Below are 26583 nucleotides of genomic sequence, written 5' to 3' on the forward strand. Positions count from 1 at the left end.
GGGTCAAGCAAGCTTGTGTCGCGCCGATTCTGGCGTGGCCGTTCTCATTCACGGACCAGTCCATGCGTTTGTCGCGCTATTTCCTGCCTATCCTCAAAGAAAATCCGCGCGAGGCCGAGATCGTCTCGCACCGGCTGATGCTGCGTGCCGGCATGATCCGCCAGCAGGGGCAGGGCAGCTTTTCCTGGCTGCCACTCGGCAAGCGGGTGCTGGACAAGGTCTGCCAGATCATCCGCGAGGAGCAGAACCGCGCCGGTGCGCAGGAAATCCTGATGCCGACCATCCAGTCGGCCGATCTGTGGCGCGAAAGCGGCCGCTATGACGACTACGGCAAAGAGATGCTGCGCATCAAGGACCGCCAGGACCGCGACATGCTCTACGGTCCGACCAATGAGGAAGTGGTCACCGAGATCGTCCGCGCCTACGTCAAGTCCTACAAGGACCTGCCGCTCAATCTCTACCATATCCAGTGGAAGTTCCGTGACGAGGTGCGGCCGCGCTTCGGCGTCATGCGCTCACGCGAATTCCTGATGAAGGACGCCTATTCCTTCGACCTCGATTTCGAAGGCGCGAGAGCTGCCTATAACAGGATGTTCGTATCCTATCTCAGAACTTTCACGCGCATGGGCCTGCAGGCGATCCCGATGCGGGCCGATACCGGGCCGATCGGCGGCGACCTCAGCCACGAATTCATCATCCTGGCCGACACCGGCGAGAGCCAGGTCTATTGCGATCGCGATTATCTGTCGCTCCAGGTGCCCGGCGAAAACACCGACTTCGCCAATGACGCCGAGATATCGGACATCGTCAAGACGTGGACGACGCCTTACGCCGCCACCGACGAGATGCATGACGAGGCGGCGTGGGGCAAGCTCGGCGAAGCCGACCGGGTCTCGGCGCGGGGCATCGAGGTCGGCCACATCTTCCATTTCGGCGACAAATATTCGAAGCCGATGGGTGCCAAGGTGACCGGGCCTGACGGCAAGGATCATTTCGTCTCCGGCGGCTCCTACGGCATCGGCCCGTCGCGGCTGGTCGCGGCGATCATCGAGGCCAGCCACGACGATAACGGCATCATCTGGCCGGACGCCGTGGCGCCGTTCGACATCGGCCTGATCAACATGAAGGTGGGCGACGCCGAGTGCGACCGCGTCTGCGACGAGCTTTATGCCGCCTTCGCAGCCAGCGGCAAGGATGTGCTTTACGACGACACCGACCAGCGGCCGGGCGGCAAGTTCGCCACCGCCGACCTGATCGGCCTGCCCTGGCAAGTGATCGTCGGGCCGCGCGGCGTGGCCGCCGGCGAGATCGAGATCAAGAATCGCAAGACCGGCGAGCGCGAAACGCTGCCGTTGGCTGACGCGAAAAAACGCTTCGGTGCGGCCGCATGAGCGAGGCGGCGGCGACAAGATCGGCGGGCGCCGGCCCTTTCTCCATCTTCGAACGCATGGTGGCGTGGCGCTATTTGCGCTCGCGGCGCAAGGAGACGGTGATCTCGGTGATCGCCTCGATCTCCTTCCTCGGCATCATGCTGGGGGTGGCGACGCTGATCGTCGTCATGGCTGTCATGAACGGATTCCGCGCCGAGCTTCTGACGCGCATCCTTGGCGTCAACGGCCATCTGATCGTGCAGCCGCTCGATTCGCCGCTTGAGGATTACGCACAGGTTGCCGGCCGCATCAACGGCGTGCCCGGCGTCAAATACGCCATCCCTCTGATCGACGGCCAGGTGCTGGCGCAAGGCAATGTCGGCGGCGGCACCGGTGCGCTGGTACGCGGCATACGCGGTGAAGATCTCGGCAAGATCGCCATCGTCGCCAGCAACATCAAGCAAGGCTCGCTCGCAGATTTCGATAGCGGCGAGGGCGTCGCCATCGGCAAACGCATGGCGGAGAACCTCGGGCTGACGCTCGGCGACACGATTACGCTGATCTCGCCTGATGGCGACGTGACGCCGATCGGCACGACACCGCGCATGAAAGGCTACAAGATCTCGGCGATCTTCGAAGTCGGCATGTCGGAATATGACACGTCCATCGTCTACATGCCGTTCTCCGAAGCGCAGCTCTATTTCAACATGGATGGCCGCGCGCAGACGATCGAGATCTATGTCGACAATCCCGACGATGTAGACGCGCTGAAATCGGAAGTGGAAGAGGCGGCGCAGCGGCCTATCGACATGGTCGACTGGCGCCAGCGCAACGAGACCTTCTTTTCGGCCCTGCAGGTCGAACGCAATGTGATGTTCATGATCCTGACGCTGATCGTGCTGGTGGCGGCGCTCAACATCATTTCCGGACTGATCATGCTGGTGAAGGACAAGGGGCACGACATCGCCATCCTGCGCACCATGGGCGCGACGCGTGGTGCTATCCTGCGCATCTTCCTGATGACGGGGGCGGCGATCGGCGTCACCGGCACGCTCGCCGGTGTGTTGCTTGGCGTCGTCATCTGCACCAACATCGAATCGATCCGCCAGTTCTTCTCCTGGATGACCGGCAAGGTGCTGTTCAACCCGGAACTCTATTTCCTCAGCCAGCTGCCGGCGAAGATGGATCCGCGTGAGACGACCTATGTCGTCATCATGGCACTTGGACTGTCCTTCCTGGCGACGGTGTTTCCAGCATGGCGGGCGGCCCGACTCGATCCCGTCGAAGCCTTGAGGTACGAGTAGTGGCCGAGGTCATTATCGAGCTGAAGAGCGTCGAGCGGCACTATGTGCAAGGGCCGCGCAAGCTCACCATTTTGAACGGCGCCGATTTCTCGCTGAAGCGCGGCGAGATGGTGGCGCTGGTGGCGCCGTCGGGCACCGGCAAGTCGACGCTGCTGCACACGGCTGGCCTGCTGGAACGCCCTGACGCCGGCGACGTGATCCTGTCCGGCCGCGCCTGCGGACGGCTGTCCGACGACGAACGCACGTCGATCCGCCGCAACGATGTCGGCTTCGTCTACCAGTTCCATCATCTGCTGCCGGAGTTTTCCGCATTGGAAAACATCATGATGCCGCAGCTGATCAAGGGCCTGTCGCGCAAGGAAGCGGCGGAGCGCGCCGCACAGCTGCTCGACTATATGCAGATCGGCAAGCGCGCCTCGCACCGGCCGGCCGAATTGTCCGGCGGCGAACAGCAGCGCGTCGCCATAGCGCGCGCCGTCGCCAACGCCCCGCTGGTGCTGCTGGCCGACGAGCCGACCGGCAACCTCGACCCGGTCACCGCCTCCTATGTCTTCGACGCGCTGGGCGCGCTGGTCAAGCAATCGGGCCTCGCGGCGTTGATCGCGACCCACAATCACGATCTGGCCTCGCGCATGGACCGGCGCGTTACGCTGGCCGATGGCAAAGTGGTGCCGCTTTAGGGCAAAACCCAATCGGTCTGAACGAGCGTAAGGATGCGTAGTGGTCCGATCTCTTGTTAGGAGAGGCCTATTTCTAACGCTAGCCCTATCGCTTCCCGCGATAGGCTTGTGGCAGTGCGACGTTGTGAACAATCAGATCGATCTTTGCGACGACCAGACATCGGGAAAATACATCTGGAATGATGAACTGCGGGCCAAGACGTGCGATCAGCCGCCGCTTGTTGCCCCATCTCCAGCTACCAATGGCAGCGGCTGATTGGCTTGCCCTGGCCAGGGCAGTCGGTCATTTCCCCATCAACCTTTTCTTAACCCTGCCGATTTGATCGCTCGAAGATTCCAGCTGCGGGCGGATTCTGCGCGTTGACTTTGAAACAAAATTAGAACAAATTGCGAACATATCAACAACAGGAGAGAGTTATGACCGATCTGGTTCAGGATGTCATCTCGCTGGTTTGCATGAGTGCGTTTCTCGTTTCCATGGCGATCTGGATCGGCGCCATGTGATTTGGCGGCTCTTGCCGCCGTCGTTCCCAGCGGTTGAGACCCGCTTCTCCGTTAAGTCTTTCTTGCCGCCGCAGCGCTAGGGTGCGCCTCTGAGGCAGGAGCAACGTCCAGGTGTCGCCCATCGTCACGGCCATTCTGGTGGCCAGCAATCTCGGGCTGATCTTTCTCTTGATGACCGTGCCGCTTGGTTTGCGCACGGTCAGGGTCAGCCGCGTGATTGCGATGGACCGCCAGCGCCTCTGGCAGGCGCTGTGGCCGCTTGGCAGCGATGCCGGCTGGTCCGGCGAGATCCTGTCAGCTGAGCCGCTGGACGGCGAGGGCGTGTCCCGCATCATGCTGTCGTGGGAGGGCCGCGACGGCAAGCCGATCGAGCGCAGGGCTCGGTTTGAAGACGTCGTCGAGGGCAGCCGCTTCGCCATGCGCGTCCTCGAGGACACCGCGCTCGATCTCTCGTTCTGGAAAGACTATCGCGAAACCGCCGAACTCGTCTCCGTAGGCAGCGGCACGCGGGTGACGCTCAGCCAGGCGGATCGTTACCGCGGCGCTGCCTTTCTGGTGTTTCGGTTCTTCGCCATGCGCCGCGAACTGTCCAAGCTGCAGCGTTGGGCGGTAACCGGGCAGTATCGCAAGGGTGGCTGGTTCGAGCATCCGCTGAGCCAAGTCGGCTTTGCCGTGCTGTCGGCATTGATCCTGTGGCCGTTCTTCGGCCTCCATCTCGGCGGGCTGGCGCTGGCCGCGATCCTGACGTCGGTCGTGGCCTTGCACGAACTTGGCCATATGGCGGCGTTCCGGCTGATGGGTCACCGCAAGGCGCGGATGATCTTCATTCCGCTGCTCGGCGGCATCGCCATTGGCGGCCGGCCCTATAACAGCCGTTTCGAGGTGGCGTTCGTGGCGCTGATGGGGGCGGGTTTCTCCGCCTTCCTGGTGCCGATCGTCATTGCCGCGAGCGCGTTTGCGGGCGGCGAGGGGCATAAGGCGGCGGCCGCGCTGCTGGCGGCGCTCGCGGGTTGTGCGGCTCTGTTCAACATCGCCAATCTGGTTCCGGTGTGGAAGTTCGACGGCGGCCAGGTGCTGCGCCAGATCTGCCCCGGGCCGATCGCGCTGGCGCTGGCCTCATTCTTCCTGCTTTCCGTCTTCCTGGCACTCGGCCGACAGGCAGGTTTCTCGTCCGGCTTTCTGATCGTGGCGGGAGCGGTGTTTTCGATCCTCAGTCTGCTCACTGTCGGCAGCGGCGTGAAGCCACGCCACGAGCTGGAGCCGATCCGCACCGTCGACCGCTTCGCCATCGCCGGCGCGCTGCTGGCGGTGTTCACCATTCACGGCTGCGGCGTGTTGTGGGCGTCGGCGCAACTGCTTTGAGCTCGTGTTGAGCCCGAAAAGGTCAATCGGCCTTGCGGGCCGCTTCGGCGGTCAAGGCAGTGGCAGGACCAAACACATCCTCGAAGGCTGATTTCAGCGCCAGATCAAGGTCGGCCATGCCAAGGGGAAGGCCAAGGTCGACGAGGCTGGTGACGCCGTGGTCCTGTACGCCGCAAGGCACAATGCCGCCGAAATGCTCGAGCTCTGGCTCGACATTGATGGCGATGCCGTGAAAGCTCACCCAGCGCCGCAGCCGGATGCCGATCGCCGCGATCTTGTCTTCGGCCGGCGAGCCGTCCGGCAAGGCAGGGCGATCGGGCCGCACCACCCAGACACCAACACGGTCCTCGCGGCGCTCACCATGGACGTTGAAGGCGGCAAGCGTGCCGATGATCCACTGTTCGAGCGCGGCGACGAAGGCGCGCACGTCTTCACGCCGCCGCTTCAGGTCGAGCATGACATAGGCAACCCGCTGGCCCGGCCCATGGTAGGTGTATTCGCCGCCGCGCCCGGCCGAAAAGACCGGAAAGCGGTCGGGATCGATCAGGTCCTCGATGCGGGCGCTGGTGCCGGCGGTGTAGAGCGGGGGATGTTCGACCAGCCAGACCATTTCGCCGGCGGCCCCGCTGCGGATCGCCTCGGCACGTGCCTCCATGAAGGCCAACGCCTCGGGATAGGCAGTAAGGCCAGGCTCGATGCGCCACTCGACTGGTGCCGAGCCGGGCAGGGGCAGGAACGACGTGGCGATCTGGCTGCGTTCTGGCATGGCTTTTCGTTTTTCACTTATGCCGTCGTGATCCGCTTGCACTTTCGGGCGACATGCATCTGTCCCCCATATGGCGTCAATCGTCCAAAACGTCCAGTTCCGGCCGTTCATTCCGATCCTGTGGACCGTTATGCCAATCGCCTGAGATTATTGCGTGCGGCGCACTTGTTTCGCCGGAAACGATTTGCTACACGCCGCGAGCCGGTCGGTTCCGGCTCCTACCACGTGCGGTCGTGGCGGAATTGGTAGACGCGCAGCGTTGAGGTCGCTGTGGGGCAACCCGTGGAAGTTCGAGTCTTCTCGACCGCACCAATATTTCCTGAAGCAAGCCTTCGGACGCCTTGAAATAACCTCCGGCAATCTGGCGATCATCAGACCCGAGTACGGCGCTGGCCGTCTTACAATGGCTGGACCTTGGGTCCATTCGGCAGATCGACGGTCACGACGAGGCCGGTTGGCTGGTTGTCGTGCAACTCGATCTTGCCGCCGTGGCCCTGGATGATGTCGGCTACGATCGAAAGGCCCAGACCAAAGCCGTGCTTCGAGGCAACGCCGCGTGACATATCCTCCTTGAAGAAGGGTTCGAAAACGCGCGAGCGCGCCGTCATCGAAATGCCCGGCCCATCGTCGCCGACCGCGATGCGCGCCGCCGTGTCGGTCTGCGTCAATGCGACGGTGACATTGCCGGCGAATTTGACCCCATTGTCGCACAAATTGGTGATCGCACGCGCCAGCGCATTGGGTTTGCACCAGCCCAGAAGCCTGTCCGGCCCGGAATAGGAGACCGAAAACCCGACATCGGAGAATTCGGCGCAGACGGTCTGCAGCACGCTGGCGATATCGGCCCGCTGCAGCTTCTCCGTCGAGACGTCGTTGCGCAGGTAGGTCAAGGTCTCGTCGATCAGATCCTCGATGTGCTGGACATCGGACAGCAGGGCGGTGCGAACGGGGCCGTCATCCATGCGCTCGGCGCGAAGGCGCAGCCGCGTCAACGGCGTGCGCAGATCATGACTGACGCTGCGCAGCATGCGGGTGCGGTTCTCGATCATGGTGCGGATACGCGTTCTCATTCTGTTCAGCGCGCGCGCCAGGCCGACCATTTCGATGGAGCCGCGTTCGGCGAAAAGCTCGTTGCCATTCTCGATCTCGGCTTCCCCCACTGCGTTCGAGATGCGCTGCAACGGGGCCGTCACGGCCCATATCGCAAACAGCCAGATCAGGATGGGCAACGCGACGAAAGCCATGAACCTGTAGAACGAGACACGGACAAAGCCTGATGTCAGCCAGGAATCGGGCATGCCGAAATGCGCCAGGACGCTCTGCTGGTCCAGATCGATGACAAACGCGTACCTGCCGCCGATCCTTTTCCAGCGCCCAGCGATCGAGCTGCTTTCGATCTGGAGAAGCCATGTGATGCTTCGCCATTGCAGATAGGAATCTGGAATATTGCTGACCTGCTGCCTGGGCAGGATCTTGAAATCAAAGCCGGCGCGTGTCGCCGCGGCCAGAACAGCACCACGGGCTTCTGTTGGTGTTTGGCGCAGCAGGGCAGCGACAACGGCAGCCCGCCGGGCGCTGTCTTCCACGACAGGAAGGTCGACGTTGTCTATCAAGCCTTCGACGGCCGATCCGGCGGACATGATCACGATCACCGCGATGAAAATGATTGCCGCGAACTGCCCACGCACCGACTGGGGCAGGAAGCGACGGACCAAGCGCCTCACGCTTCCTCCACCGTGGCGGTGAAGATGTAGCCACCCAGCCGAACCGTCTTGAGAAGCACCGGATCGCGTGCCTCCTTTTCGATCTTCTGGCGGATCCGGCTGACATGGACATCGACGCTGCGCTCGATCGGGCCGGCAAGCCCTGCGTGGGTGACGCTGAGAAGCTCCTCGCGCGAAGGAACCCGGCCGGCATTGCGGCAGAACGCCAGCAGCAGATCGAATTCATGCGTCGTGGTCGCAACCCGCGCGTTGCTCGGATCATGTAATTGCCGGCGAACGGGATCGAGGCGCCAGCCGTTGAAGCGAAGCACCTTCGTGCGGTCGCGTTCCTCGGGAGCGTAGGCCGTGCGGCGCAACAGCGCCCGTATCCTCGCCGTCAGTTCGCGCGCGCTGAACGGTTTCGTCACGTAATCGTCGGCGCCGATCTCCAGGCCGAAGATGCGGTCGATTTCCTCGCCGAGCGCGGTCAGCATCAGGATCGGAATGTTCGTTTGCGCGCGAAGCCGGCGGCAAATGCTGAGACCGTTTTCACCCGGCAGCATGATATCGAGCACGATCAGATCGAATTTTTGGTTGCGAAGCGCGGCGTTCATGCGGACGCCATTGCCGGCGACTTCCACGATCATGCCGTTTTCGGTGAGCGTCTCGCCCAGCATGCGCGCGATCTCGATATCGTCTTCGACAATGAGGATACGCGACCCTTGCCTCGGCGATTTGAACTCGGCGTTCAAATCGATCCGGCTAGAGTCTGCCGCAGCCTGCATTGCTGAATGTGTGGGCATTAAAACCGATATCCGACAAGGAGCATCCCTGAAGGCTGGACCTTGTCGACGACAACAGGGCTGTCGGCGGCGTCCCCCACAAGAATGCCGACCCCCGCCTGGCCACGCACCATCCAGTTCTGATTGAGCATATATGTGGCGGAAATCGAAAAATCGGCGCGCTTCAACCCGGCGCCGGCATCATATTGGGCCAACCCCGAGCGAGCCGATTGCTCCGGCGTGACGCCAAAATAGGCTTGCATGTAGTTTTCGTCGGCGAAGACGACCGATGCGCTGGCGCCAACCATCAACGATTGGGACAGCGGCTGGTTCACCTCGATGCCAATCGTGCCCTGCAGGCCATCGCTGCCGCCGATGGTCTTGTCCAATTGTGCGAAAATTTCCGCCGGACCGAACTTCACTGCCGCCTTGGCGCCGACGACCGCGCCCATGTCGACATCCCCCAGGCCGCGCAGGTGATCGGAATCGTCTTCCTTGCGGCCCGTGTCATAGCCAAGCCGCGCACTGAATTCGAACGGCCCTTGTTCATAGAGGGCGATGTTGGCGCCCGTCGGATCGATCGTCACCGTGTCGAGGAATGTCGCCGATACGAAAGGCACCGGTATGACCTTGAACTCGTTGCTGCCCTCATATTTGGGAGCGATGATGGCGCCACCGCCAAGGACGACATGCCAGTCGCCCAGTTTCTGTTCGAAACGTCCGAAACGGGAAAGCTCGGGCGGCGGGGTCAAATCCCCAGTATCGGCATCCGTGTCGACGGCAATAGCGTCCGCCGCCAGCACGATCTCAGAATGCGTTGAAAACAGGATTGCGATCGCGGCGAGGGAGGCCCGGCCGGCGAAGGTCCCAGAAACCATTTTGAACATGCATGCTCCAGAGCAGCGAGGCAGTAAGAGCCCCTGATGCTCAGACTATTTCAGGTGAAAGTGGCTGCATGCGTGAAGTGATGTTAAGTTTTGTTGCGCAATCTTGGTCTGATCTTGTCGCCTGTACCAGCGCGCTCTGAAATGGCGGAGCGTCGGTTTGCTGGTCTTGCGTGCACGCAAATTCCTGAATTCGATTTCCCAACGGCAGTGGCGGCGGGTCACGCCGACCGCGCCGCCATTTGTTGTTTGCGCAACAGCCGCCTTACAGCGGAAATTAAGCCGCCTTCTTCATCCGCGACAACGTATCGGCAACCACCTCACCAAACGACGACGGCGTCGGCACGATGATCACCCCGGCCTCCTTCAGGATCTCGACCTTCTCCTGCGCCGACTCGCCGAAGGCCGAGATGATGGCGCCGGCGTGGCCCATGCGGCGGCCTTTCGGGGCGGAGAGGCCGGCGATGTAGGCGATCAGCGGCTTGCGCATGTTGTCGCGCGCCCAGATCGCGGCTTCGGCTTCCTGCGGTCCGCCGATCTCGCCGATCATCACCACGGCGTCGGTGTCGTCATCCTGTTCGAACAGCTTCAGAATGTCCTTGAAGGACGAGCCGTTGATCGGATCGCCGCCGATGCCGACGCTGGTCGACACGCCGATGCCGAGCGCCTTCATCTGCGAGGCGGCCTCGTAGCCGAGCGTGCCGGAGCGCCCGACGATGCCGATGCGGCCGGGCAGGTAGATGCTGCCGGGCATGATGCCCATCAGCGCCTGTCCGGGGGTAATCATGCCGGCGCAGTTCGGGCCGACGAGCCGCATGCGGTCCTCGAAGCGGTAGCGGCGCATGTAGCGCTTGACCTGCATCATGTCCTGCGAGGGGATGCCGTCGGTGATGCAGACGCAAAGTTTGATGCCGGCGTCCGCAGCCTCCATGATCGAATCCGCGGCGAAGGGCGGCGGCACGAAGACGATGCTCGCCTCCGCGCGGGTCTCGCGCACCGCGCCCTTGACCGTGTTGAAGACGGGCAGGCCGAGGTGCTTCTGGCCGCCCTTGCCGGGGGTGACGCCGCCGACCAGCTTGGTGCCGTAACGCTTCATGTCCTCGGCATGGAAACTGCCGATCTTGCCGGTAAAACCCTGGACGATGACGCGGGTGCTGCGATTGAGCAGGATTGCCATTTTCTCGACCTCCCTCAGGCTGCTTTTTTCTTGGCGGCCGCGCGCCAGGCGGCGACGGCTTTTTCGGCTGCTTCGGCCAATGTGTCGGCGACGATCACCGCCTCCCCGGAATCGGCCAGGATGCGACGCCCTTCCTCGGCCCTGGTGCCGGAAAGCCGCACCACCAGCGGCACGTTGACGCCGACCTCGCGGATCGCCTTGATGACGCCTTCGGCAACCCAGTCGCAGCGGTTGATGCCGGCGAAGATGTTGACCAGGATGGTCTCGACATTCTTGTCGCCAAGCACGGCGCGGAAGGATTTCGCGACCCGCTCGGGCGAGGCGCCGCCGCCAATGTCGAGGAAGTTGGCCGGCTCGCCGCCGGCAATCTTGATCATGTCCATGGTCGCCATGGCGAGCCCGGCGCCATTGATGATGCAGCCGATATTGCCGTCCAAGCCGACATAGGAGAGGCCGCGGTCGCTGGCGAAGGTTTCGCGTGGATCTTCCTGGCTCTTGTCGCGCAGTTCGGAGATTTCCGGCCGGCGGAACAGCGCGTTCTCATCGAACGACATTTTTGCGTCGAGCGCGATAAGATTGCCGTCGCGGGTCACCACCAGCGGATTGATCTCCAGCATCGAGGCGTCGTAGTCGCGGAACACCTGGTAGCAGCTGAAGATGGTTTCGGTCGCCTTGCCGATCAGATTGTGGTCGAGACCGAGCCCGAAGGCGATCTCGCGGGCCTGGAAGCGCTGCATGCCGACGCCGGGGTCGACCGATGTGCGCAGGATGGAATCGGGTGCCTTCTCGACGATGTCCTCGATTTCCATGCCGCCGGCGGCCGAGGCCACGATCATGACGCGCTCTTCCTTGCGGTCGAGCACGAAGCCGACATAGAGCTCCTGGGCGATGTCGACGGCTTCCTCGAGGTAGAGCCTGGAGATCAGCTTGCCGCGTGGGCCGGTCTGCTGGGTCACCAGCTTGCGGCCGAGCATCGCTTCGGCGGCACTCGAGATTTCCTCGTCATTGGCGCACAGTTTTATGCCGCCGGCCTTACCGCGGGCGCCGGAATGAACCTGCGCCTTCAGCACCCATTTGCTGCCGCCGATCTCGCGCGCCCGGTAGGTCGCCTGTTCGGGGCTGTAAGCCAGCCCGCCGCGCGGCACATGCACCCCATGCCGTGCCAGCAGTTCCTTGGCCTGATATTCGTGGATGTCCATTTTGTCCTCCCGTAACTTTCAATGCGTGGCGACGTGGCCGGCGCGTTCGATGGCCTCGTTGACCACCAGAACATTCCTCGCCATTCGCTCCGATGCGGCGTCGATCATCTTGCCGTCGAGTGCGGCGGCACCCTTGCCCTGCGCCTCGGCCTCCTTCAGCACTTCGAGGATGCGCCTGGCGCGCGTGACCTCCTTTTCCGGTGGCGAGAAGACGTCGTTGGCGAGCGCGATCTGCGAGGGGTGGATCGCCCATTTGCCTTCGATGCCAAGTGCGGCGGCGCGCCTGGCGCCGGCGACATAGCCTTCGGGATCGGAGAAATCGCCGAACGGCCCGTCAATGGCGCGCAGGCCGTAGGCACGGCAGGCGACGGTCATCCGCGACAGCGCGAAATGCCACTGGTCGCCGGGATAGTCGGGGTTGAGGCCGCCAATGTTGACGGTGCGCGCCTTGCAGCTTGCGGCATAGTCGGCGACGCCGAAATGCATCGCCTCCAACCGTCCTGGCGTGGCGGCAATCGCCTCGACATTGGCCATGCCGAGTGCGGTCTCGATCAGCGCTTCGAGGCCGACGCGGGTCTTGAAACCCTTGGCCATCTCGATCTGGTTGACCATGGCCTCGACCATGTAGAGATCGGCCGGGACGCCGACCTTGGGCACCAGGATGGTGTCCAGCCGGTCGCCGGCCTGTTCCATGACGTCGACGACGTCGCGGTACATGTAGTGCGTGTCCAGCCCGTTGATGCGTACCGAGACGGTCTTGCCCTTGGCGCGCCAGTCGATGTCGTTGAGCGCCTGGATGATGTTCTTGCGGGCGCGTTCCTTGTCGGGCGGGGCGACCGCGTCCTCGATGTCGAGGAAGACGAAGTCGGCGGCGCTGTTCGCCGCCTTGTCGATCATCTCCGGGCTGGAGCCGGGAACCGCCAGTTCGCTGCGCTGCAGCCTGAGTTTCTTCAGATGGTTGATGGTGTGGCTCATCGTCGGCGCTCCCTCAGGCGGCTTCGGCGACCGGCACGGCGGCCGAAGCGCGAAAATGCTGGATGGCGGCACCGACACCGGAGCCCGGCGCCAGCCTGACGCCGCAATCGAGCAGCGCCATTTCGGCCGCCGACAGCGAGGCCAGCACCATCACCTCGTTCAGCCAGCCGAGATGGCCGATGCGGAAGACTTTGCCCATCACCTTGTTGAGGCCGCCACCGAGCGACGTCCGGTAGGTCTGGTAGGCGCGCTTGACGATGTCGCCGCTGTCGATGCCTTCCGGCACCAGAATGGCGCTGACCGTGTCGGAGTGCCATTTCGGCGCCTTGGCGCAGAGTTTCAGGCCCCAGGCGTCGACCGCCTTGCGCACGCCTTCGGCGAGGCGATGATGGCGGGCAAAGATGTTCTCCAGCCCTTCGTCGGCGATCAGGTCGAGCGAGGCGCGCAGGCCGCGCAGCAGCTGCGTCGCCGGCGTGTAGGGGAAATAGCCGGCATCGTTGGCGCGGATCATGTCCTCGAAGGAGAAGAAGCAGCGCCGGTGGGTGGCGGTTCGCGAAGCCACGAGGGCCTTCTTGCTGACCGAGAGGAAGCCGAGGCCGGCCGGCAGCATGAAGCCTTTCTGCGAGCCGCTTACGGCGCAGTCGACGCCCCATTCTTCCTGGCGGAAGTCGATCGAGCCGATCGACGACACGCCGTCGACGAACAGAAGGGCAGGGTGGTGTGCGTCGTCAAGCGCGGCGCGGCAGCCGGCGACGTCGCTGGTCACGCCGGTCGCGGTCTCATTCTGCGTGCAGAAGACGGCCTTGATGCGATGCGTCTTGTCGGCCCTCAGCTTCTCCGCGTAGAGCTCGAGCGGCACGCCGGTGCCCCATTCGCAGTCGATGACGTCGACCTCGAAGCCGAGGCGCTCGGCCATGTCGACCCACAGATGCGAGAACTGGCCGAAGCGCGACATCAGCACGCGGTCGCCAGGGCTGAGCACATTGGTCATCGCCGCTTCCCAGGCGCCGGTGCCGGAGGATGGGTAGATGAAGACGCGGCCGGTCTCGTTCTTGAAAACCTTTTTAATGTCCTCGAACAGCGGCAAGGTGAGATCGGGGAACGATGCGGCGCGCATGTCCTCCATTGGCAGGTTCATCGCCTGCCGGACCTGTTCGGGGATGTTGGTCGGCCCGGGAATGAAGAGATGGGTGAAACCGGCCATGGTGCGAACTCCTCCTGATCCAGCAAAGCGGTGAGGGGAGTTTCGTTTCGACGGCTAAAGCCAACAACACCTCAGCGGGTAAGATCTCACCGCGCGCGGGTGGGTTCGGCCTACCCGGCAGGCCTACCCGGCCAGGTACAAGCTTGGCCTACCCGAAAGGCTGCTTCTGGGTACGCCGCTCTCGCGAATAGAGCGCGACGGCCATTGCCCGGTTGCGGACGTCGAGCTTGTCGTAGAGATTCTTGAGGTGGTACTTCACCGTGTTCTCGGAAATGCCGGTCCGCGTCGCGATCTGCAGATTGGTCCAGCCATCGGAGAGCACCGCCAGCAGCTCGCGCTCGCGCACCGTCAGCTGCGCGAGCGGCGTGTCGTTGACCTTGTTGATGTCGATGTAGGGGATGCAGATGCGGCCATGCGCGACGGCCAGGATCGTGTCGAAGATGATGGCCGGATCATCGAACTGGAAGCAATACCCCTGGGCGCCGAGCCGCACGCATTGCTTCAGGATGCCGATATCATGGTCGTTGGAAAAGACGGTGATGCGCACATCGAGCTTGCGGCTCTGGACCTCGGCCAGCACGTCGGCGCCGTCCATGTCGGAGAGCTTCCAGCCGATGATTGCGACGTCGAACCCGCCCTTCACTGCCAGATCCAGGAATTGCTTGCCGCTCTGCACGCTGCTCAGCAATTCGAAACGACCGTCGCATTCAAGCATTTCGCGCAGCGCCGATATGACGAACGGATTGCGCTCGGCGACGACAATGCGCATGCGCCGGTCGCCAATTGCCTTGCTCGTTTTCCCGGGTTTGCTGTTCAAGGGCCGTTTTTGTCCTGGGCGGATTGTGCCGCAACTCCGGGGCCAGGTTTCAGGCCTGGACCCGTATCATGACAATTCTGCCCCAATCGCGCTGGGGTGCTCTTTCCCCAGCGACATCGGCTGTCGCGCCGTCTGAAGCCGGGATTCGCCGGTTCGTGATGGGATTGGCATTGCCAGGTTAGGCATCCGAGACACGCCCGCCGAGTGGCGTGGAATAAGCGTTTCGTTTGATATTCCGTGCCTTAGAGCGATAAGTTCTCAAATCGAATCGCGTCTGCATGCGAGATGCATCGGATTCCCGCGAAACCGATTTCCGCTTTGGGGTCCGATGCTCTAGACCTGAGACGTAATTTTTTCCGGGATGGCGGGAGGCGCTGGTGGAGGACAAGCAGACAACCTCCGCCAAGGAGGCTGACGACGCCCATGCCGACATCTATGGCGAGGACGGTGCGGTCCGTTCGTCCTTCCTTGCCCAGATCGGGGCTGCGCTCGCCGACCGCGATACGTCGGCCCTCAGGCATGAAGTCGACCATCTGCACCAGTCGGAACTCGGCGACCTGATCGAGGCGCTGCATCCCGAGCAGCGGCGGACCCTGGTCGGCCTGCTGGGCGCCGATTTCGACTTTTCCGCGCTGACCGAGGTCGACGAGGCGATCCGCATGGAGATCGTCGATCATATGCCCAATGCGCAGATCGCGCAGGCGGTGCAGGCACTCGATTCCGACGATGCGGTCTACATTCTCGAAGACCTCGAAAAGGAAGACCAGGACGAGATCCTGTCGCAACTGCCGTTCACCGAACGGATCAGGCTGCGCCGCTCGCTCGATTATCCCGAAGAGACCGCCGGCCGGCGCATGCAGACGGAGTTCGTCGCGGTACCGCCGTTCTGGACCATCGGCCAGACCATCGATTATATGCGCGAGGACAAGAACCTGCCCGAGCGCTTCAGCCAGATCTTCGTCATCGACCCGACCTTCAAGCTGCTCGGCGCCATCGACCTCGACCAGATCCTGCGCACCAAGCGCACGGTCAAGGTCGGAGTGGTCATGCACGAAACGCGGCACGCCATTCCGGCGACGATGGACCAGGAAGAGGCCGCGCGGGAGTTTGAGCAGTACGATCTGCTTTCGGCCGCCGTCGTCGACGAGAACGAGCGGCTGGTCGGCGTGCTGACCATCGACGATGTCGTCGACGTCATTCAGCAGGAGGCCGAGGAAGATCTGCTGCGCATGGGCGGCGTCGGCGACGAAGAGCTTTCCGACAGCATTTTTTCGACCTCGCGCTCGCGTGTTCCCTGGCTGCTGATCAATCTGTTGACGGCCTTCCTGGCGGCGTCGGTGATCAGCCTGTTCGACCGCACGATCGAGCATATCGTGGCGCTTGCCGTGCTGATGCCGATCGTCGCCGGCATGGGCGGCAATGCCGGCTCGCAGACCATGACCGTTACCGTGCGGGCGCTGGCGACCAAGGATATCGACATCTACAATGCCGGCCGCATCATCCGCCGCGAAATGGGCGTCGGTTTCATCAACGGCATCATCTTCGCCATCCTGATCGGCATTGTCGCAGCGGCCTGGTTCCACGATCGCAATCTCGGCGGCATCATCGCGGCGGCGATGATCATCAACATGTTCGTCGCCGCACTTGCCGGCATCCTGATCCCGCTGCTGCTCGACCGTTTCAAGATCGATCCGGCGGTCGCTTCGGCGGTATTCGTCACCACCGTCACCGATGTCGTCGGCTTCTTCGCCTTCCTCGGCCTTGCCACATGGTGGTTCGCGGTGCCGTGAAGGCACATGGGTCGCTCAATTGACTTTTACGTAAATGCCGTGCGAGGCTCATGCGGGGGCCATGTCGATTCCGACGGGCAAGGGTTTGGTTCGGGACAGAAGGCGACGCTGCATGGCGATCGCCAGGGATCCGGCGTGCGGGAGTGACAATGCGGGAATATTATTCGATCACTGAGCTGACCCGCGAATTCGACGTGTCGACGCGGACGCTGCGCTTCTATGAGGACGAGGGACTGGTGCAGCCGGTGCGGCGTGGCCGCACGCGGCTGTTTCGTCCGTCCGACCGCCATCTCATCCGGCAGATCATGCGCGGCAAAAGGCTCGGCTTCTCGATCAACGAGATCCGCGAAATCATCCAGATGTACAAGGAGCCGCCCGGCGAGGTCGGTCAACTCAAGCTGATGATCAAGCGCATCGAGGAAAAACGCGAGGATTTGAGGCAAAAGCGCCGCGACCTCGAGGAGACGCTGGCAGAGCTCGACCAGGCCGAGGAATCCTGCGTCGAGCGCTTGGTGGAGCTTGGCGTCAACACATAACGCCACTCAAATCCAGCGTCGCACGCGCTTCGCGTAGTCGCGGTATTTCTTGCCGAACTTCGCCGCCAGGATCTTCTCCTCGCCCTCGATCGCGACCTTTTGCGTGGCGAAGGCGGCGATGAACGCCAGCGGCAGGAACCAGACGATCCCTGTGACAAAGGCGACGCCGATCAACAGCAGCGTGTTGGCCAGATACATCGGGTTGCGGGTGATGCCGAAGGGGCCTGTGGTGACGAGGTGGTCGGGTACCGCGTTGGGGTTGAGCGTGGTCTTGGCTCGCATCATGGTGCGGATGGCGGTGAACCAGAGTGCGGCGACGCCGAACAGCGCCACCCAGCCGGCGGCGAACAGCAGGTCGCCCAGAAGGTCGCCGATCCAGGGCAGGGGATAGAGCATGCCGAGGATGATGCTGATGGCGATCGCCGCGGTGTAGATCACCGGCGGCCATGGGACCCCGGGCTTCGGCTGGGTTTCGCTCATTGCGTTCCTCCCTCGTCCATCTTGTCTTCGGTCTGGGCCGTGCAACTGGCGGCCAGATCGCCCAGATGCGCCCGGAATTCCGCACTCTGGTCGTTGTTCTCGAGCCGATCAAGCGTGGCCTCGCCCTCGATCGTCGTCAGCATGCAACTGCAATAGCTCGAACAGAAGGTTGCGTTGCGCGTCTGCTCGCACGAACGCTGGCAGGTTTTCAGGAAATTGACCTGTGGGGTTTCGACCTGGGCCGGCATGATTTGCGAAAACAGCCAGACGCAGCCGATCAGCAGCGGCTGGTGAATGAGGTAGAAAGCGAGGCTGTGGCGGCCGATGAAGAGCAGCGGATTGGCCCAGCGGCCGGGCACCAGGCTTGCCAGCCGCGCTCTTACACCCGACGCGGAAGCGAGTTTCGCCACCCCGATGCCGACAAGCACCGCGCCGAACCATGGAAACAGCGGCACATAGTCGTTGGAGCGCGGATTGATCGCCGACAGGCCGATCCACCACAGCCAGGGGTGATCCAGGGCCTCGAAGCGCAAATAAATGGGCGCCGCGATGACCAGCGCGGCAACGACAAGCGTCAGCAGGGCCGGCAGTCTCAGGAAGGCGAGGCCGAGCAGGCTGGCGAGCGCGATCTCGTGCAGGATGCCGAAGAAGATGAACCCATCCGGCGTCGCGATGCGGGTAACCACCGAAATGGCGATCGCCGCACCGGCAACCATGGCGAAACGCTTCCAAAAACCGTTCCAGCGGATCTGCTGGCCGTGAGCGAGGTAGAGGCTGACGCCGACCAGGAACAGGAAGGTCGAGGCGATGCAGCGTGCGTAGATCTTCCACCAGCCGAAGGCGGTGAGGCCGGGATCGGTGTAGCCGAAGAATTCCAGGTCCCAGGTGAAATGGTAGCTCGCCATGGCCAGCAGCGCGATGCCGCGCACGATGTCGATGGCGACGATGCGCTTGGATGGCTCCGGAACGGGTGCGGTCGGCGTGTCGATGGTCATGGTCTCGCGTTCTGATTCAGCCCCGCCTGAGGACTATCACGGTTGGGCGGGACAGAAGAAGGCCGGGACATCGGATCAAGCGACGCTTTGGGCCAGAGCTGGGAAGCCTTTGACCGGTTACGCTTTTTGCCGGTTATGCGTCGGTTTCCTCTTAATCGCCCGGGATTGAGCACGGCAGATTTGACCGGTGAGTCTGCTTTGGGGAAGCAATGTCCACCCATGTACGCCATCCGATCTGGCTCCCGGCCCTCAAGGCCGCGGATGCGCGCACCTTCGCCTCGCTCTATGCAGTCGAATCCTTCGCCCGCGCCACGGTGTCGAGCGTCATCCCGATCCAGGCCTACGAAATCCTCCACAACGAGCAGATCGTCTCGATCCTCTACACGATCGTGGCGCTGCTCGGCCTGTCGGTGACCTTGTTCATGCCGATGCTGATCCGCCGCTTTGCCCGGCGCTGGGTCTACACGGCAGGCGCCTGCCTGCTCGCCATCGGCTCGCTGTTCTTCGTCACCCACACGCTGGCCGGGCAGTTGGCCGGCATGCTGTGCCGGGTCATGGGCGCCAGTGCGCTGTCGATCACGCTCAACCTCTACATCATGGACCACATCCGCAAGACCGACTTCATGCAGGCCGAATCGCTGCGCATGGCGTGGTCGATGTTCGCGTGGACCGGTGGGCCGACGCTCGGCATCTTCCTCTACACGCGCTTCGGCATCTATGCCGCGCATGGTGCGGTGGCGGTGTTCGCGTTTGCCCTGCTGGCGCTGTTCTGGACCTATCGGCTGGGCGACAACCAGTCGATCCGGCCAGGCAAGACCCGGCCGGCCAATCCGCTCGCCAATATCGGCCGCTTCATCGCGCAGCCGAGGCTGAGGCTCGCCTGGCTGATCGCCTTCGGCCGCTCCTGCTTCTGGACGACCTTCTTCGTCTATGGCCCGCTGTTCATGGTGATCACGGGCGAGGGCAAGCTGGCAGGCGGCCTGCTGGTTTCGGCCGGCAATGCGCTGCTGTTCATGGCGATCTTCTGGGGCAAGGCTGGAAAACGCTTTGGCGGCAGGCGCACCATGACATTCGCCTATTTCGCCATGTCGGCGATGCTTCTGGCGGCGGGCACGGTGGGCGAAACCGTGCCGCTGCTCACCGGTGCCTTCCTGCTGTGCGGCGCGTTCTTCACCATTGCGCTCGACGCGCTGGGCTCGACCGCCTTCATGCGCTCGGTGCGATCTTATGAGCGGGCGCAGATGGCAGCGGTCTACCGCACCTATCTCGATTTTTCCGAGCTGACGCCGCCGCTGGTCTATTCCGTGGTGTTGATCTTCTTCGGACTGGGCTCGGTGTTCATCACGCTCAGCCTGCTTGCGGCGGTTTGCGGCTTCGTGACGTGGCGCTATCTGCCGAAGTCTTTGTGAAGGATCACGGCGCAAGCGCCGCGTGCCGCTCGCGCACCCAGTTGTGGAAGCGGTGCAGGTCATATTCCTCGGGCATCAGCACGCCGGCTTGGTGGCGCATCGAGCGCAGGCCCCTCTGGTTGACCTCGCAGATCGCCGCATCCTCTTCCAGCACCTGTGTGCCGAAGGCGACGATGTTGTCGATGTCGGTCGTGGCCAGCGCCTCGGGCGCGAACAGCCATTCGGCGACAAGCTCCGTCTGTTCGGGGCCGAGCGGCACCAGGCGAACGGTCCTGACATAATCGACATGACCGACGATGAACATCGAGGGCAGGCTGGTGACGTAGGTCTGGCCGGCGGCACGTTCGGCCGGTGTCAGGCCTAAGAAGACCGGCCCGTGCGTCTGGCCATCGCGTGACCATGTTTCGGCGCCGGCGCGCAGGCCGCCGGAAAACTCCGGCGCGTCATTGTCGGCGTGGCGGGTCCATTCGGGATCGTCGTGCCGGCTCATCAGGCCGCGGCCATAGATCGGCACCAGCCGCGACAGGTCCTTGTGGACGCCCGGACAATGCAGGCACTCGTTGAAGTTTTCCCAAAAGATCTTCCAGTTGCAGTTCATCACCTTGCGCAGCACATGGCCTGAGACCAGTGTTTCCAGCGGCCAGTTGCCGAGATTACCGGAGGCGGGGTCGAAGGATTCCTGCGCCGAGCCGGCCGCGTCCTCCTGCAGATTGACGAAGACGAAGCCGCGCCACACCGACAGCGCGACGCGATAGAGCGGGTGGTCGGCCTTGTCGAAGCCGTCCGGCAGCGATTTCGACGGCACGCGCACAAGGTCACCACGCAGCGAATAGGACCAGGCGTGGTAGGGACACGTGATCAGCCGCGCCTTCAGCCGGCCTTCGCTTTCCTGGCACAGCTGCGAGCCGCGATGGCGGCAGGTGTTGTGGAAGGCGCGCAGCGCGCCGGTGTCGTCGCGCAGCACGATGATGTCCTGCGTGCCGATGCGGAACCGGCGGAACGCCAGCGGCTGGGCCAGATCGGCCTCGCGACAGACGAGCAGCCAGTTTTTGTACCAGATGGCATCAAGGTCGCGTTGATAGGCTGCCGCATCCCAATAGGCCGATGAGGGCAGCGTCGGTTCGGCCCGGGTCAGGCCGTTATAGGGATCGCGCTCGCTGGCAATGGGCTGCATGGCTGGCTTCCTGTGAAGGCTCCAGCCGACACCCGGCCAGGAGAATTGTCAATTGTCGTGCCTGGAGACGGCATGGCGCAATCGCGCTGTTTGCCGGCGGAATTTGGTTTGCCGCGTGTCGTGATTTTCCCTATAGTCATACAGTCGTCGGTTCCGTTTTGGAGCCAAGAGGGAATGCGGTGCGGGCTCGTTTGTTGCCCAATGCCGTGGCTGCCCCCGCAACTGTGTGCGGTAGTCCTCTCCATATGCCACTGAAGATCTCGTCTTCGGGAAGGTGGAGAAGGGCGCTGATCCGCGAGCCAGGAGACCTGCCGACGACGGCAAAACTGACAGGCCCTCGGGTGGAGGGTGAAAGGACAAGATATGACTACCGCTTCCGTCTCCCTCGGCGCCTCCGTCTCCTCGCAGTCGCGCTTCATGCAGCTCGCTCTTGCTGCGTTTCTCGGCATTTTCGTGATGGGCTTTGTCGGCTTTTCGCATATCGATGCGATCCACAATGCGGCTCACGACTATCGCCATTCGATGGCGTTTCCCTGCCACTGACGAGGATCTGACATCATGAACCTGTTTCGCAACGTCGTGTTCATCGCGGCGATCGCAGGGCTCGTGGCTGGCGTCGTCCTCGCCTGCATGCAGGCCTATGCCACCGTGCCGCTGATCCTGAAGGCGGAAGTCTACGAACAGGCCGGCGGTGGCCACAAGCACGACCATGCCGCGGCACCGGCCGCAACGGATACCACTGCCATGAGCACGGCCGCCCCGGCGGGGAATGCCATGAGCACTGCGGCGCCGGCCCCGGCCGAAGCGACTGCTCCGGCGGAAGACGAGGGTTGGGCGCCGGCCGACGGTTTCGAGCGTTTCGCCTTCAGCGTGCTTGCCAATATCGTCACCGGCATCGGCTTTGCGCTGATCCTGGTCGCTGTTTCGGAATTCGCTGGTGGCATCGGCACCTGGCGCCAGGGCGTGTTCTGGGGCCTGGCCGGCTTCGCCGTATTCACGCTGGCGCCTGGTCTCGGCCTGCCGCCGGAACTGCCGGCCATGCCTGCGGCCGATCTGACCGAACGCCAGATCTGGTGGTGGGCAACGGTGGCGGCGACCGCAGCCGGGCTCGGCCTGATCGCGTTCCGCAAGTCACTGCCGCTGGCGATCCTTGGTGTGGCGCTGATCGTCGCTCCGCACATCGTCGGCGCGCCGCAGCCCGACAGCTTCGAAACGCCGATCCCGGAAGGCCTGCACCACCAGTTCGTGGTGGCGGTGACGGTGACCAATCTGGTGTTCTGGCTGGTGCTTGGCGCCGTCGTCGGCGTGGTGCGCGGACGCTTCACCGGCACCGCGACCAGCCTGCGCGACAGCTTTGCCTGATCGAAGCTCGCTGACCTTCATCATCGGCGGTGCGCGCTCCGGCAAGAGCGCGCACGCCGAAGCCCTGGCGACGGCGTTGCCGTCACCATGGGCCTATATCGCCACGGCTGAAGCCTATGACGACGAGATGCGCGAGCGCATCGCACTGCATCGCTCGCGGCGCGGCGAGGGCTGGATAACCGTCGACGCACCGCTCGATCTTGCCGGCGCGCTTACGGCTCTGCCTGACAACCAGCCGGTGCTTGTCGACTGCCTGACGCTGTGGCTGACCAATCACATGCTGGCCGATCACGATCTCGAGCTGGAATGCCGGCGGCTGACGGATGTGCTGTCGCGGCCGCGCGGGCCCTGGTTCGTGGTTTCCAACGAAGTCGGGCAAGGTATCGTGCCGGACAATGCCCTGGCGCGCCGATTTCGTGATGACGCCGGACGGCTCAACCAGCAGGTCGCGTCGATTGCCGACACCGTGCTGCTGATGGTGGCGGGGCTGCCGCTCAAGGTGAAATGAGATGACCGACATCGATGATAAGGACGAAGAGCGCCACCGCGCCAAGATGGCCAAGCGCAAGGCGGTGCAGGATGCCGAGGTGGCGAGCAAGACGGTCGAGAAGGGGCTGCTGATCGTCAACACCGGCCCGGGCAAGGGCAAGACGACGGCCGCCTTCGGCCTGGCGCTGCGGATGCTCGGCTATGGCAAACGCGTCGGCGTCGTGCAGTTCATCAAGGGCAAGTGGCACACCGGCGAGAAGGACGCCTTCGCCGCCTTCGGCGATCGCGTCATCTGGCACGCGATGGGCGAGGGTTTTACCTGGGAAACGCAGGATCTGAAGCGCGACATCGCGGCCGCGGAAGCTGCCTGGGCCAAGGCGCTGGAGCTGATCGCCGATCCGTCGATCAGCCTTGTCGTGCTCGACGAACTCAACATCGCGCTGCGCTACGACTATCTCGATCTCGACAAGGTGGTTGCGGCGCTGAAAGCGCGGCGCGAAGGCCTGCATGTTGTCGTTACCGGTCGTAACGCCAAGCCGGCGCTGGTCGAGGCGGCTGATCTGGTCACCGAGATGGGCGTGACCAAACACCATTTTTCGGCAGGCGTGAAAGCGCAGCAGGGGATCGAGTTCTAGAACACCAGAACCGCGATCATCGAAACCAACCCGAACAGCGCGATCAGCAGATAATCGGCGACACGATAAAGTTTCAGCGCCCGCCTGATGTCGCCGCTGTCGACGTCGCGGCGGCCGCCTTCGCCCATGAAGACGTCGTCGACCACGATGCCGCCATAGCTGCGTGGCCCGGCCAGCGCCAGACCAAGCGCGCCGGCCATGGCGGCTTCCGGCCAGCCGGCATTGGGGGAGCGGTGCTTTCTCGCATCGCGCCCCACCGCTTGCCGGGCACTGCGAGGGTCGGCATCCCTGACCAGGAAAGCCGCCAGCACGATCAGCAGCGCCGTCAGCCGCGATGCCGGCAGGTTGATCCAGTCGTCGAAGCGCGCCGCCGCCCAGCCGAAGGCCTCGTGGCGCGGGGTGCGGTGGCCGATCATCGAATCGGCGGTGTTGGCGGCCTTGTAGGCGGCGCCACCGGCCAGCCCACCGACGCCAGTCCAGAAGGCGGGGGCGACGATGCCGTCGGAAAAATTCTCGGCCAGGCTTTCGATTGCCGCACGGCAGACGGCGGCGCGGTCTAACGCTTCGGGATCGCGGCCGACGATGCGCGAGACGGCGACACGGCCCATGGCGAGGCCACCCGAGTCCAGCGCGTCGGCAACAGCCTCGACATGGTCGTAGAGGCTCTTCTGCGACAGAAGCGATGTCGCCAGAAGGGCGGCGATGAACAGCCCGAACGGAACGAACCAGAGCAGGACAAGCTGCACGCTAAGGCCAATCACCGCCGGCACCAGCACGATGACCAGCAGCGCCTGGACACCGCGTTGGCGACGAAGCGCGTCGGGATCAGTGGCGCGGTTGAGCCTGCGATCGAGAAAGGATATCAGCCTGCCGAACCACGTCACCGGATGGCCGATGGCGCGGAACAGCCAGTCCGGGTAACCGAGGGCGAATTCGACGGCCAATGACAGGAAAGCGATCAGGATTGACATGAAGCTTCTTGATGGAGCGGTGGACCATGGTGGAAGTCTTGGCCGGGCGAGGGTGCTTTTCCCCAACGCCGTGCAGCCTTTCGTCGACCTCTCGACTGGTATCAATCCGCACTCCTATCCGCTTTTCGAGCTTCCCGCCACCTCGCTGTCGCGATTGCCGGAAGCCGCGCGCGGGCGCGAGCTGACGGAAATCGCGGCCAGCACCTATGGCGCGCCGTCGCCGGCCAATGTCGTCGCGGCGCCCGGCACGCAGATCCTGCTGCCGCGCGTGGCTTCGCTGGTCAGGCCCGGCAAGGCATTGGTGCTGGGGCCGACCTATGCCGAACATGCGCGTACAGCGGCGATTGCCGGGCATCAGGTGAGCGAAGTCAGCGATTTTGCGGCACTGGCGGACGCCGACCTCGCCATCATCGTCAACCCCAACAATCCGGACGGTCGCGTCATCGAGCGCGACCGGTTGCTGGCGCTTGCCGCCGGGCTGCGCGCCAAAGGCGGGCTGCTGGTCGTCGACGAGGCCTTCATGGATGTCGGCCCGCGCCAGCACAGCCTCGCCGGCGATGTTGGGCAGGGCGGCATCGTCGTGCTGCGCTCGTTCGGCAAGTTTTTTGGGTTGGCCGGCCTGCGGCTTGGGTTCGCGCTGTCCGATGCTGCAACGGTCGGCCGGCTGGAAACGCAGTTCGGACCCTGGGCTGTCGCCGGTCCGGCGCTGGAGTATGGCATTCGCGCGCTTGCCGATATTGGCTGGCAGGACGCAATGCGGGCATCCCTTGCCGAGGCAGCGGCGCGGCTCGACGGGCTGTTCGGCCGTTTCGGCGTGGCTGTCGCGGGCGGCACCACACTCTTCCGCTATCTCAGCCTGCCCGATGCAGCCGGCCTGTTTTCTGCGCTTGGAGAGCGCGGCGTGCTGTTTAGGCATTTCTCCGACCGGCCGCATGTCTTGCGTGCCGGTCTGCCGGGGAGTCAGGAGGAATGGCGGCGGCTCGAATCCGCCCTTGCCGAATGGGCGACGCGGCGCGAGGATCGATCGAAGGGTTTTGAACGATGATCCATGTCTGCTCGCTGGCGAAGATCGAGGAAACGGTGGCGAGGACCGGCGCCGACCGCATGCTGTCGCTGCTCTCCGTCGGAACCGATGTGACGCGGCCGGCCTCGATAGCGCGGGAAAACCACCTGCATCTGGTCATGCACGATATCGCGGTGGCGCAGGATGGCATGACCATGCCGGGCGAGGAGCATGTCCGCAACCTGCTCGACTTCGCCCGTCGCTGGGATCGGACAAAGCCGATGGTGGTGCATTGCTATGCCGGCATCAGCCGCTCGACTGCTTCCGCCTACATCATCGCCGCCGCACTGGCGCCGAAACGCGACGAGGCCGAGCTGGCTCGCACGTTGCGGGCGCTGTCGCCCTCGGCGACGCCCAATCCGCGGCTGATTGCCGTGGCTGACACGCTGCTTGACCGCAATGGCCGCATGATCGAGGCGATCCAGTCGATCGGGCGCGGCGCCGACGCGTTCGAAGGCACGCCGTTCGCGCTAAGGATCGACAGCTAGCTGCGCCCATATGTCGTTGTTGGATATTATCGAGTGCCTTCATTCGCCCAATCTTCGTGCCCGTGGCGTACCCGGACAATGAACACGTCGCCGTCGGCTTCGATCCGATAGACGACAAGATGGGCGGCTAAGGAAAGGCGAAATCCCATTACCCGTTGCCGGGTGACTTTCCAGCGCGCTTGACCGCCTCAGTAAAAAGCGCGTCCCTGGATCGATTGCCGATGCCGCTCTTCAATCCGTCATCGACAAAGCGCTGCATGGCAGCAATCTTGTCGTTGCGCTCCTGATCCCGACGGATCAAATCGCGGACATAGTCGCTCGCGTTGGCGTAGCGACCCGTTTCGGCTTGCGCCTCAACCCAATCCTTCATCGGGTCGGGCAATGATACGTTCATTGTTGCCATATCGGCCTCCATATCCCGTCCAGTACGATCTATTTTGGCAAAGTTTGTCAAAATCTCATAT

27 protein-coding genes, 1 tRNA gene, 1 pseudogene and 1 riboswitch are annotated in these 26583 nt (G+C 63.5%); of the genes and pseudogenes, 14 read left to right on the forward strand and 15 right to left on the reverse strand.

The features are described from left to right. The first annotated feature begins 62 nt into the window (after positions 1-62). The 4 genes from proS to AC56QX_RS19585 all read left to right on the forward strand — a co-directional run bounded on the left by proS (position 63) and on the right by AC56QX_RS19585 (position 5220). Entirely contained in the window at positions 63-1391 is a 1329-nt protein-coding gene (gene proS / locus AC56QX_RS19570) for a proline--tRNA ligase (RefSeq protein WP_497110094.1), read from the forward strand. Beyond that, positions 1388-2674, forward strand: a complete 1287-nt coding sequence (locus AC56QX_RS19575; protein WP_497110095.1) for a lipoprotein-releasing ABC transporter permease subunit — start codon at positions 1388-1390, stop codon at positions 2672-2674. Before proS ends, AC56QX_RS19575 begins: the two co-directional genes overlap by 4 nt. Further along, positions 2626-3354, forward strand: coding sequence for an ABC transporter ATP-binding protein (locus tag AC56QX_RS19580; protein WP_497110096.1), 729 nt, complete (start codon positions 2626-2628; stop codon positions 3352-3354). Before AC56QX_RS19575 ends, AC56QX_RS19580 begins: the two co-directional genes overlap by 49 nt. A 615-nt stretch (positions 3355-3969) precedes the next feature. Continuing rightward, positions 3970-5220 carry a site-2 protease family protein gene (locus AC56QX_RS19585; protein ID WP_497110097.1) on the forward strand — a complete coding sequence of 417 codons (1251 nt, stop codon included), beginning with the start codon at positions 3970-3972 and terminating at the stop codon, positions 5218-5220. A gap of 22 nt (positions 5221-5242) precedes the next feature. On the opposite strand, the gene lipB is transcribed toward AC56QX_RS19585, so the two are convergent. Next, the gene (lipB, locus tag AC56QX_RS19590; protein WP_497110098.1) at positions 5243-5986 is read right to left on the reverse strand and encodes a lipoyl(octanoyl) transferase LipB; all 744 of its coding nucleotides are present in this window, start codon (positions 5984-5986) and stop codon (positions 5243-5245) included. Positions 5987-6213: 227 nt separating this feature from the next. Between lipB and AC56QX_RS19595 the strand changes: the two genes are divergently transcribed. After that, positions 6214-6298: transfer RNA gene (locus tag AC56QX_RS19595), tRNA-Leu, on the forward strand. Between the two features lie 86 nt (positions 6299-6384). Here the strand turns inward: AC56QX_RS19595 and AC56QX_RS19600 are convergent. From AC56QX_RS19600 to AC56QX_RS19635, 8 genes are all read right to left on the reverse strand, one after another. Further along, on the reverse strand, positions 6385-7710 hold the full coding sequence (locus tag AC56QX_RS19600; RefSeq protein WP_497110099.1) for a sensor histidine kinase: 1326 nt from the start codon (positions 7708-7710) through the stop codon (positions 6385-6387). After that, positions 7707-8474 (reverse strand): response regulator, encoded by a 768-nt coding sequence (locus tag AC56QX_RS19605; protein WP_497117811.1) that lies wholly within the window; start codon positions 8472-8474, stop codon positions 7707-7709. The genes AC56QX_RS19600 and AC56QX_RS19605 overlap by 4 nt, the downstream gene beginning before the upstream one ends. 17 nt (positions 8475-8491) lie before the next feature. Next, positions 8492-9358 (reverse strand): MipA/OmpV family protein, encoded by an 867-nt coding sequence (locus tag AC56QX_RS19610; protein WP_497110100.1) that lies wholly within the window; start codon positions 9356-9358, stop codon positions 8492-8494. 274 nt (positions 9359-9632) lie between these two features. Continuing rightward, positions 9633-10532, reverse strand: coding sequence for a succinate--CoA ligase subunit alpha (gene sucD / locus AC56QX_RS19615; RefSeq protein WP_497110101.1), 900 nt, complete (start codon positions 10530-10532; stop codon positions 9633-9635). 14 nt (positions 10533-10546) lie between these two features. Further along, the gene (locus AC56QX_RS19620) at positions 10547-11731 is read right to left on the reverse strand and encodes a malate--CoA ligase subunit beta (protein WP_497110102.1); all 1185 of its coding nucleotides are present in this window, start codon (positions 11729-11731) and stop codon (positions 10547-10549) included. An 18-nt stretch (positions 11732-11749) separates the two neighbouring features. After that, positions 11750-12706, reverse strand: a complete 957-nt coding sequence (locus tag AC56QX_RS19625) for an HpcH/HpaI aldolase/citrate lyase family protein (protein ID WP_497110103.1) — start codon at positions 12704-12706, stop codon at positions 11750-11752. 13 nt (positions 12707-12719) lie between these two features. Further along, entirely contained in the window at positions 12720-13910 is a 1191-nt protein-coding gene (locus tag AC56QX_RS19630; RefSeq protein WP_497110104.1) for an aminotransferase class V-fold PLP-dependent enzyme, read from the reverse strand. Between the two features lie 148 nt (positions 13911-14058). Beyond that, positions 14059-14679 (reverse strand): LuxR C-terminal-related transcriptional regulator, encoded by a 621-nt coding sequence (locus tag AC56QX_RS19635; protein ID WP_497110105.1) that lies wholly within the window; start codon positions 14677-14679, stop codon positions 14059-14061. A gap of 425 nt (positions 14680-15104) precedes the next feature. Here AC56QX_RS19635 and mgtE point away from each other — a divergent pair, with 425 nt between their 5' ends. After that, positions 15105-16517, forward strand: coding sequence for a magnesium transporter (gene mgtE / locus AC56QX_RS19640; protein WP_497110106.1), 1413 nt, complete (start codon positions 15105-15107; stop codon positions 16515-16517). Between the two features lie 149 nt (positions 16518-16666). After that, the gene (locus AC56QX_RS19645; protein WP_006203215.1) at positions 16667-17053 is read left to right on the forward strand and encodes a MerR family transcriptional regulator; all 387 of its coding nucleotides are present in this window, start codon (positions 16667-16669) and stop codon (positions 17051-17053) included. A gap of 6 nt (positions 17054-17059) precedes the next feature. Here the strand turns inward: AC56QX_RS19645 and AC56QX_RS19650 are convergent, their stop codons facing one another. Beyond that, entirely contained in the window at positions 17060-17533 is a 474-nt protein-coding gene (locus AC56QX_RS19650) for a methyltransferase family protein (RefSeq protein ID WP_497110107.1), read from the reverse strand. Further along, positions 17530-18528 carry a heparan-alpha-glucosaminide N-acetyltransferase gene (locus AC56QX_RS19655; protein ID WP_497110108.1) on the reverse strand — a complete coding sequence of 333 codons (999 nt, stop codon included), beginning with the start codon at positions 18526-18528 and terminating at the stop codon, positions 17530-17532. Before AC56QX_RS19655 ends, AC56QX_RS19650 begins: the two co-directional genes overlap by 4 nt. Before the next feature lie 209 nt (positions 18529-18737). Here AC56QX_RS19655 and AC56QX_RS19660 point away from each other — a divergent pair, with 209 nt between their 5' ends. Beyond that, on the forward strand, positions 18738-19937 hold the full coding sequence (locus AC56QX_RS19660; protein WP_497110109.1) for an MFS transporter: 1200 nt from the start codon (positions 18738-18740) through the stop codon (positions 19935-19937). 4 nt (positions 19938-19941) lie between these two features. On the opposite strand, the gene AC56QX_RS19665 is transcribed toward AC56QX_RS19660, so the two are convergent. After that, positions 19942-21111 carry an aromatic ring-hydroxylating oxygenase subunit alpha gene (locus tag AC56QX_RS19665; RefSeq protein WP_497110110.1) on the reverse strand — a complete coding sequence of 390 codons (1170 nt, stop codon included), beginning with the start codon at positions 21109-21111 and terminating at the stop codon, positions 19942-19944. Positions 21112-21242: 131 nt separating this feature from the next. Continuing rightward, positions 21243-21441: riboswitch (cobalamin riboswitch) on the forward strand. Positions 21442-21474: 33 nt separating this feature from the next. Here AC56QX_RS19665 and AC56QX_RS19670 point away from each other — a divergent pair. The 4 genes from AC56QX_RS19670 to cobO are packed head-to-tail and all read left to right on the forward strand — an operon-like array spanning position 21475 to position 23597. Further along, a complete protein-coding gene (locus tag AC56QX_RS19670) occupies positions 21475-21654 on the forward strand; it encodes a CbtB domain-containing protein (protein ID WP_172227833.1) in 180 nt (59 codons plus the stop codon). A 15-nt stretch (positions 21655-21669) separates the two neighbouring features. After that, entirely contained in the window at positions 21670-22473 is an 804-nt protein-coding gene (locus tag AC56QX_RS19675; RefSeq protein WP_497110111.1) for a CbtA family protein, read from the forward strand. Next, the gene (gene cobU / locus AC56QX_RS19680; protein ID WP_497110112.1) at positions 22466-22981 is read left to right on the forward strand and encodes a bifunctional adenosylcobinamide kinase/adenosylcobinamide-phosphate guanylyltransferase; all 516 of its coding nucleotides are present in this window, start codon (positions 22466-22468) and stop codon (positions 22979-22981) included. The genes AC56QX_RS19675 and cobU overlap by 8 nt, the downstream gene beginning before the upstream one ends. 1 nt (position 22982) lies before the next feature. Next, positions 22983-23597 carry a cob(I)yrinic acid a,c-diamide adenosyltransferase gene (cobO, locus tag AC56QX_RS19685; RefSeq protein ID WP_497110113.1) on the forward strand — a complete coding sequence of 205 codons (615 nt, stop codon included), beginning with the start codon at positions 22983-22985 and terminating at the stop codon, positions 23595-23597. Here cobO and cbiB read toward each other — a convergent pair. After that, on the reverse strand, positions 23594-24568 hold the full coding sequence (cbiB, locus tag AC56QX_RS19690; RefSeq protein ID WP_497110114.1) for an adenosylcobinamide-phosphate synthase CbiB: 975 nt from the start codon (positions 24566-24568) through the stop codon (positions 23594-23596). The two genes, cobO and cbiB, sit on opposite strands and share 4 nt — an antisense overlap. Here cbiB and cobD point away from each other — a divergent pair. Together cobD and AC56QX_RS19700 are read left to right on the forward strand one after the other, a co-directional pair. After that, positions 24567-25613, forward strand: coding sequence for a threonine-phosphate decarboxylase CobD (gene cobD / locus AC56QX_RS19695; protein WP_497110115.1), 1047 nt, complete (start codon positions 24567-24569; stop codon positions 25611-25613). The two genes, cbiB and cobD, sit on opposite strands and share 2 nt — an antisense overlap. Beyond that, the gene (locus AC56QX_RS19700) at positions 25610-26119 is read left to right on the forward strand and encodes a tyrosine phosphatase family protein (protein WP_497110116.1); all 510 of its coding nucleotides are present in this window, start codon (positions 25610-25612) and stop codon (positions 26117-26119) included. The genes cobD and AC56QX_RS19700 overlap by 4 nt, the downstream gene beginning before the upstream one ends. Before the next feature lie 26 nt (positions 26120-26145). Here the strand turns inward: AC56QX_RS19700 and AC56QX_RS19705 are convergent. Together AC56QX_RS19705 and AC56QX_RS19710 are read right to left on the reverse strand one after the other, a co-directional pair. Next, a pseudogene (locus AC56QX_RS19705) lies at positions 26146-26244 on the reverse strand (type II toxin-antitoxin system RelE/ParE family toxin); the annotation flags it as partial. A gap of 23 nt (positions 26245-26267) precedes the next feature. Then, positions 26268-26522: a type II toxin-antitoxin system ParD family antitoxin gene (locus tag AC56QX_RS19710; protein ID WP_497117812.1), complete on the reverse strand. Its 255-nt coding sequence runs from the start codon at positions 26520-26522 to the stop codon at positions 26268-26270. Between the last annotated feature and the right edge of the window lie 61 nt (positions 26523-26583).

It is taken from the genome of Mesorhizobium sp. RCAM 06353 (assembly GCF_059683585.1).

Coding starts and splice junctions, on each gene's coding strand:
- sucD (WP_497110101.1), bottom strand. CDS start 10,532: ATGGCAATCCTGCTCAATCGCAGCACCCGCGTCATCGTCCAGGGTTTT.
- AC56QX_RS19620 (WP_497110102.1), bottom strand. CDS start 11,731: ATGGACATCCACGAATATCAGGCCAAGGAACTGCTGGCACGGCATGGG.
- AC56QX_RS19580 (WP_497110096.1), top strand. CDS start 2,626: ATGGCGGGCGGCCCGACTCGATCCCGTCGAAGCCTTGAGGTACGAGTA.
- AC56QX_RS19605 (WP_497117811.1), bottom strand. CDS start 8,474: ATGCAGGCTGCGGCAGACTCTAGCCGGATCGATTTGAACGCCGAGTTC.
- AC56QX_RS19635 (WP_497110105.1), bottom strand. CDS start 14,679: ATGCGCATTGTCGTCGCCGAGCGCAATCCGTTCGTCATATCGGCGCTG.
- AC56QX_RS19610 (WP_497110100.1), bottom strand. CDS start 9,358: ATGTTCAAAATGGTTTCTGGGACCTTCGCCGGCCGGGCCTCCCTCGCC.
- AC56QX_RS19700 (WP_497110116.1), top strand. CDS start 25,610: ATGATCCATGTCTGCTCGCTGGCGAAGATCGAGGAAACGGTGGCGAGG.
- AC56QX_RS19645 (WP_006203215.1), top strand. CDS start 16,667: ATGCGGGAATATTATTCGATCACTGAGCTGACCCGCGAATTCGACGTG.
- AC56QX_RS19655 (WP_497110108.1), bottom strand. CDS start 18,528: ATGACCATCGACACGCCGACCGCACCCGTTCCGGAGCCATCCAAGCGC.
- lipB (WP_497110098.1), bottom strand. CDS start 5,986: ATGCCAGAACGCAGCCAGATCGCCACGTCGTTCCTGCCCCTGCCCGGC.
- proS (WP_497110094.1), top strand. CDS start 63: ATGCGTTTGTCGCGCTATTTCCTGCCTATCCTCAAAGAAAATCCGCGC.
- AC56QX_RS19650 (WP_497110107.1), bottom strand. CDS start 17,533: ATGAGCGAAACCCAGCCGAAGCCCGGGGTCCCATGGCCGCCGGTGATC.
- AC56QX_RS19625 (WP_497110103.1), bottom strand. CDS start 12,706: ATGAGCCACACCATCAACCATCTGAAGAAACTCAGGCTGCAGCGCAGC.
- cobO (WP_497110113.1), top strand. CDS start 22,983: ATGACCGACATCGATGATAAGGACGAAGAGCGCCACCGCGCCAAGATG.
- AC56QX_RS19710 (WP_497117812.1), bottom strand. CDS start 26,522: ATGGCAACAATGAACGTATCATTGCCCGACCCGATGAAGGATTGGGTT.
- cobD (WP_497110115.1), top strand. CDS start 24,567: ATGAAGCTTCTTGATGGAGCGGTGGACCATGGTGGAAGTCTTGGCCGG.
- cbiB (WP_497110114.1), bottom strand. CDS start 24,568: ATGTCAATCCTGATCGCTTTCCTGTCATTGGCCGTCGAATTCGCCCTC.
- AC56QX_RS19675 (WP_497110111.1), top strand. CDS start 21,670: ATGAACCTGTTTCGCAACGTCGTGTTCATCGCGGCGATCGCAGGGCTC.
- AC56QX_RS19575 (WP_497110095.1), top strand. CDS start 1,388: ATGAGCGAGGCGGCGGCGACAAGATCGGCGGGCGCCGGCCCTTTCTCC.
- AC56QX_RS19660 (WP_497110109.1), top strand. CDS start 18,738: ATGTCCACCCATGTACGCCATCCGATCTGGCTCCCGGCCCTCAAGGCC.
- AC56QX_RS19630 (WP_497110104.1), bottom strand. CDS start 13,910: ATGGCCGGTTTCACCCATCTCTTCATTCCCGGGCCGACCAACATCCCC.
- AC56QX_RS19670 (WP_172227833.1), top strand. CDS start 21,475: ATGACTACCGCTTCCGTCTCCCTCGGCGCCTCCGTCTCCTCGCAGTCG.
- AC56QX_RS19665 (WP_497110110.1), bottom strand. CDS start 21,111: ATGCAGCCCATTGCCAGCGAGCGCGATCCCTATAACGGCCTGACCCGG.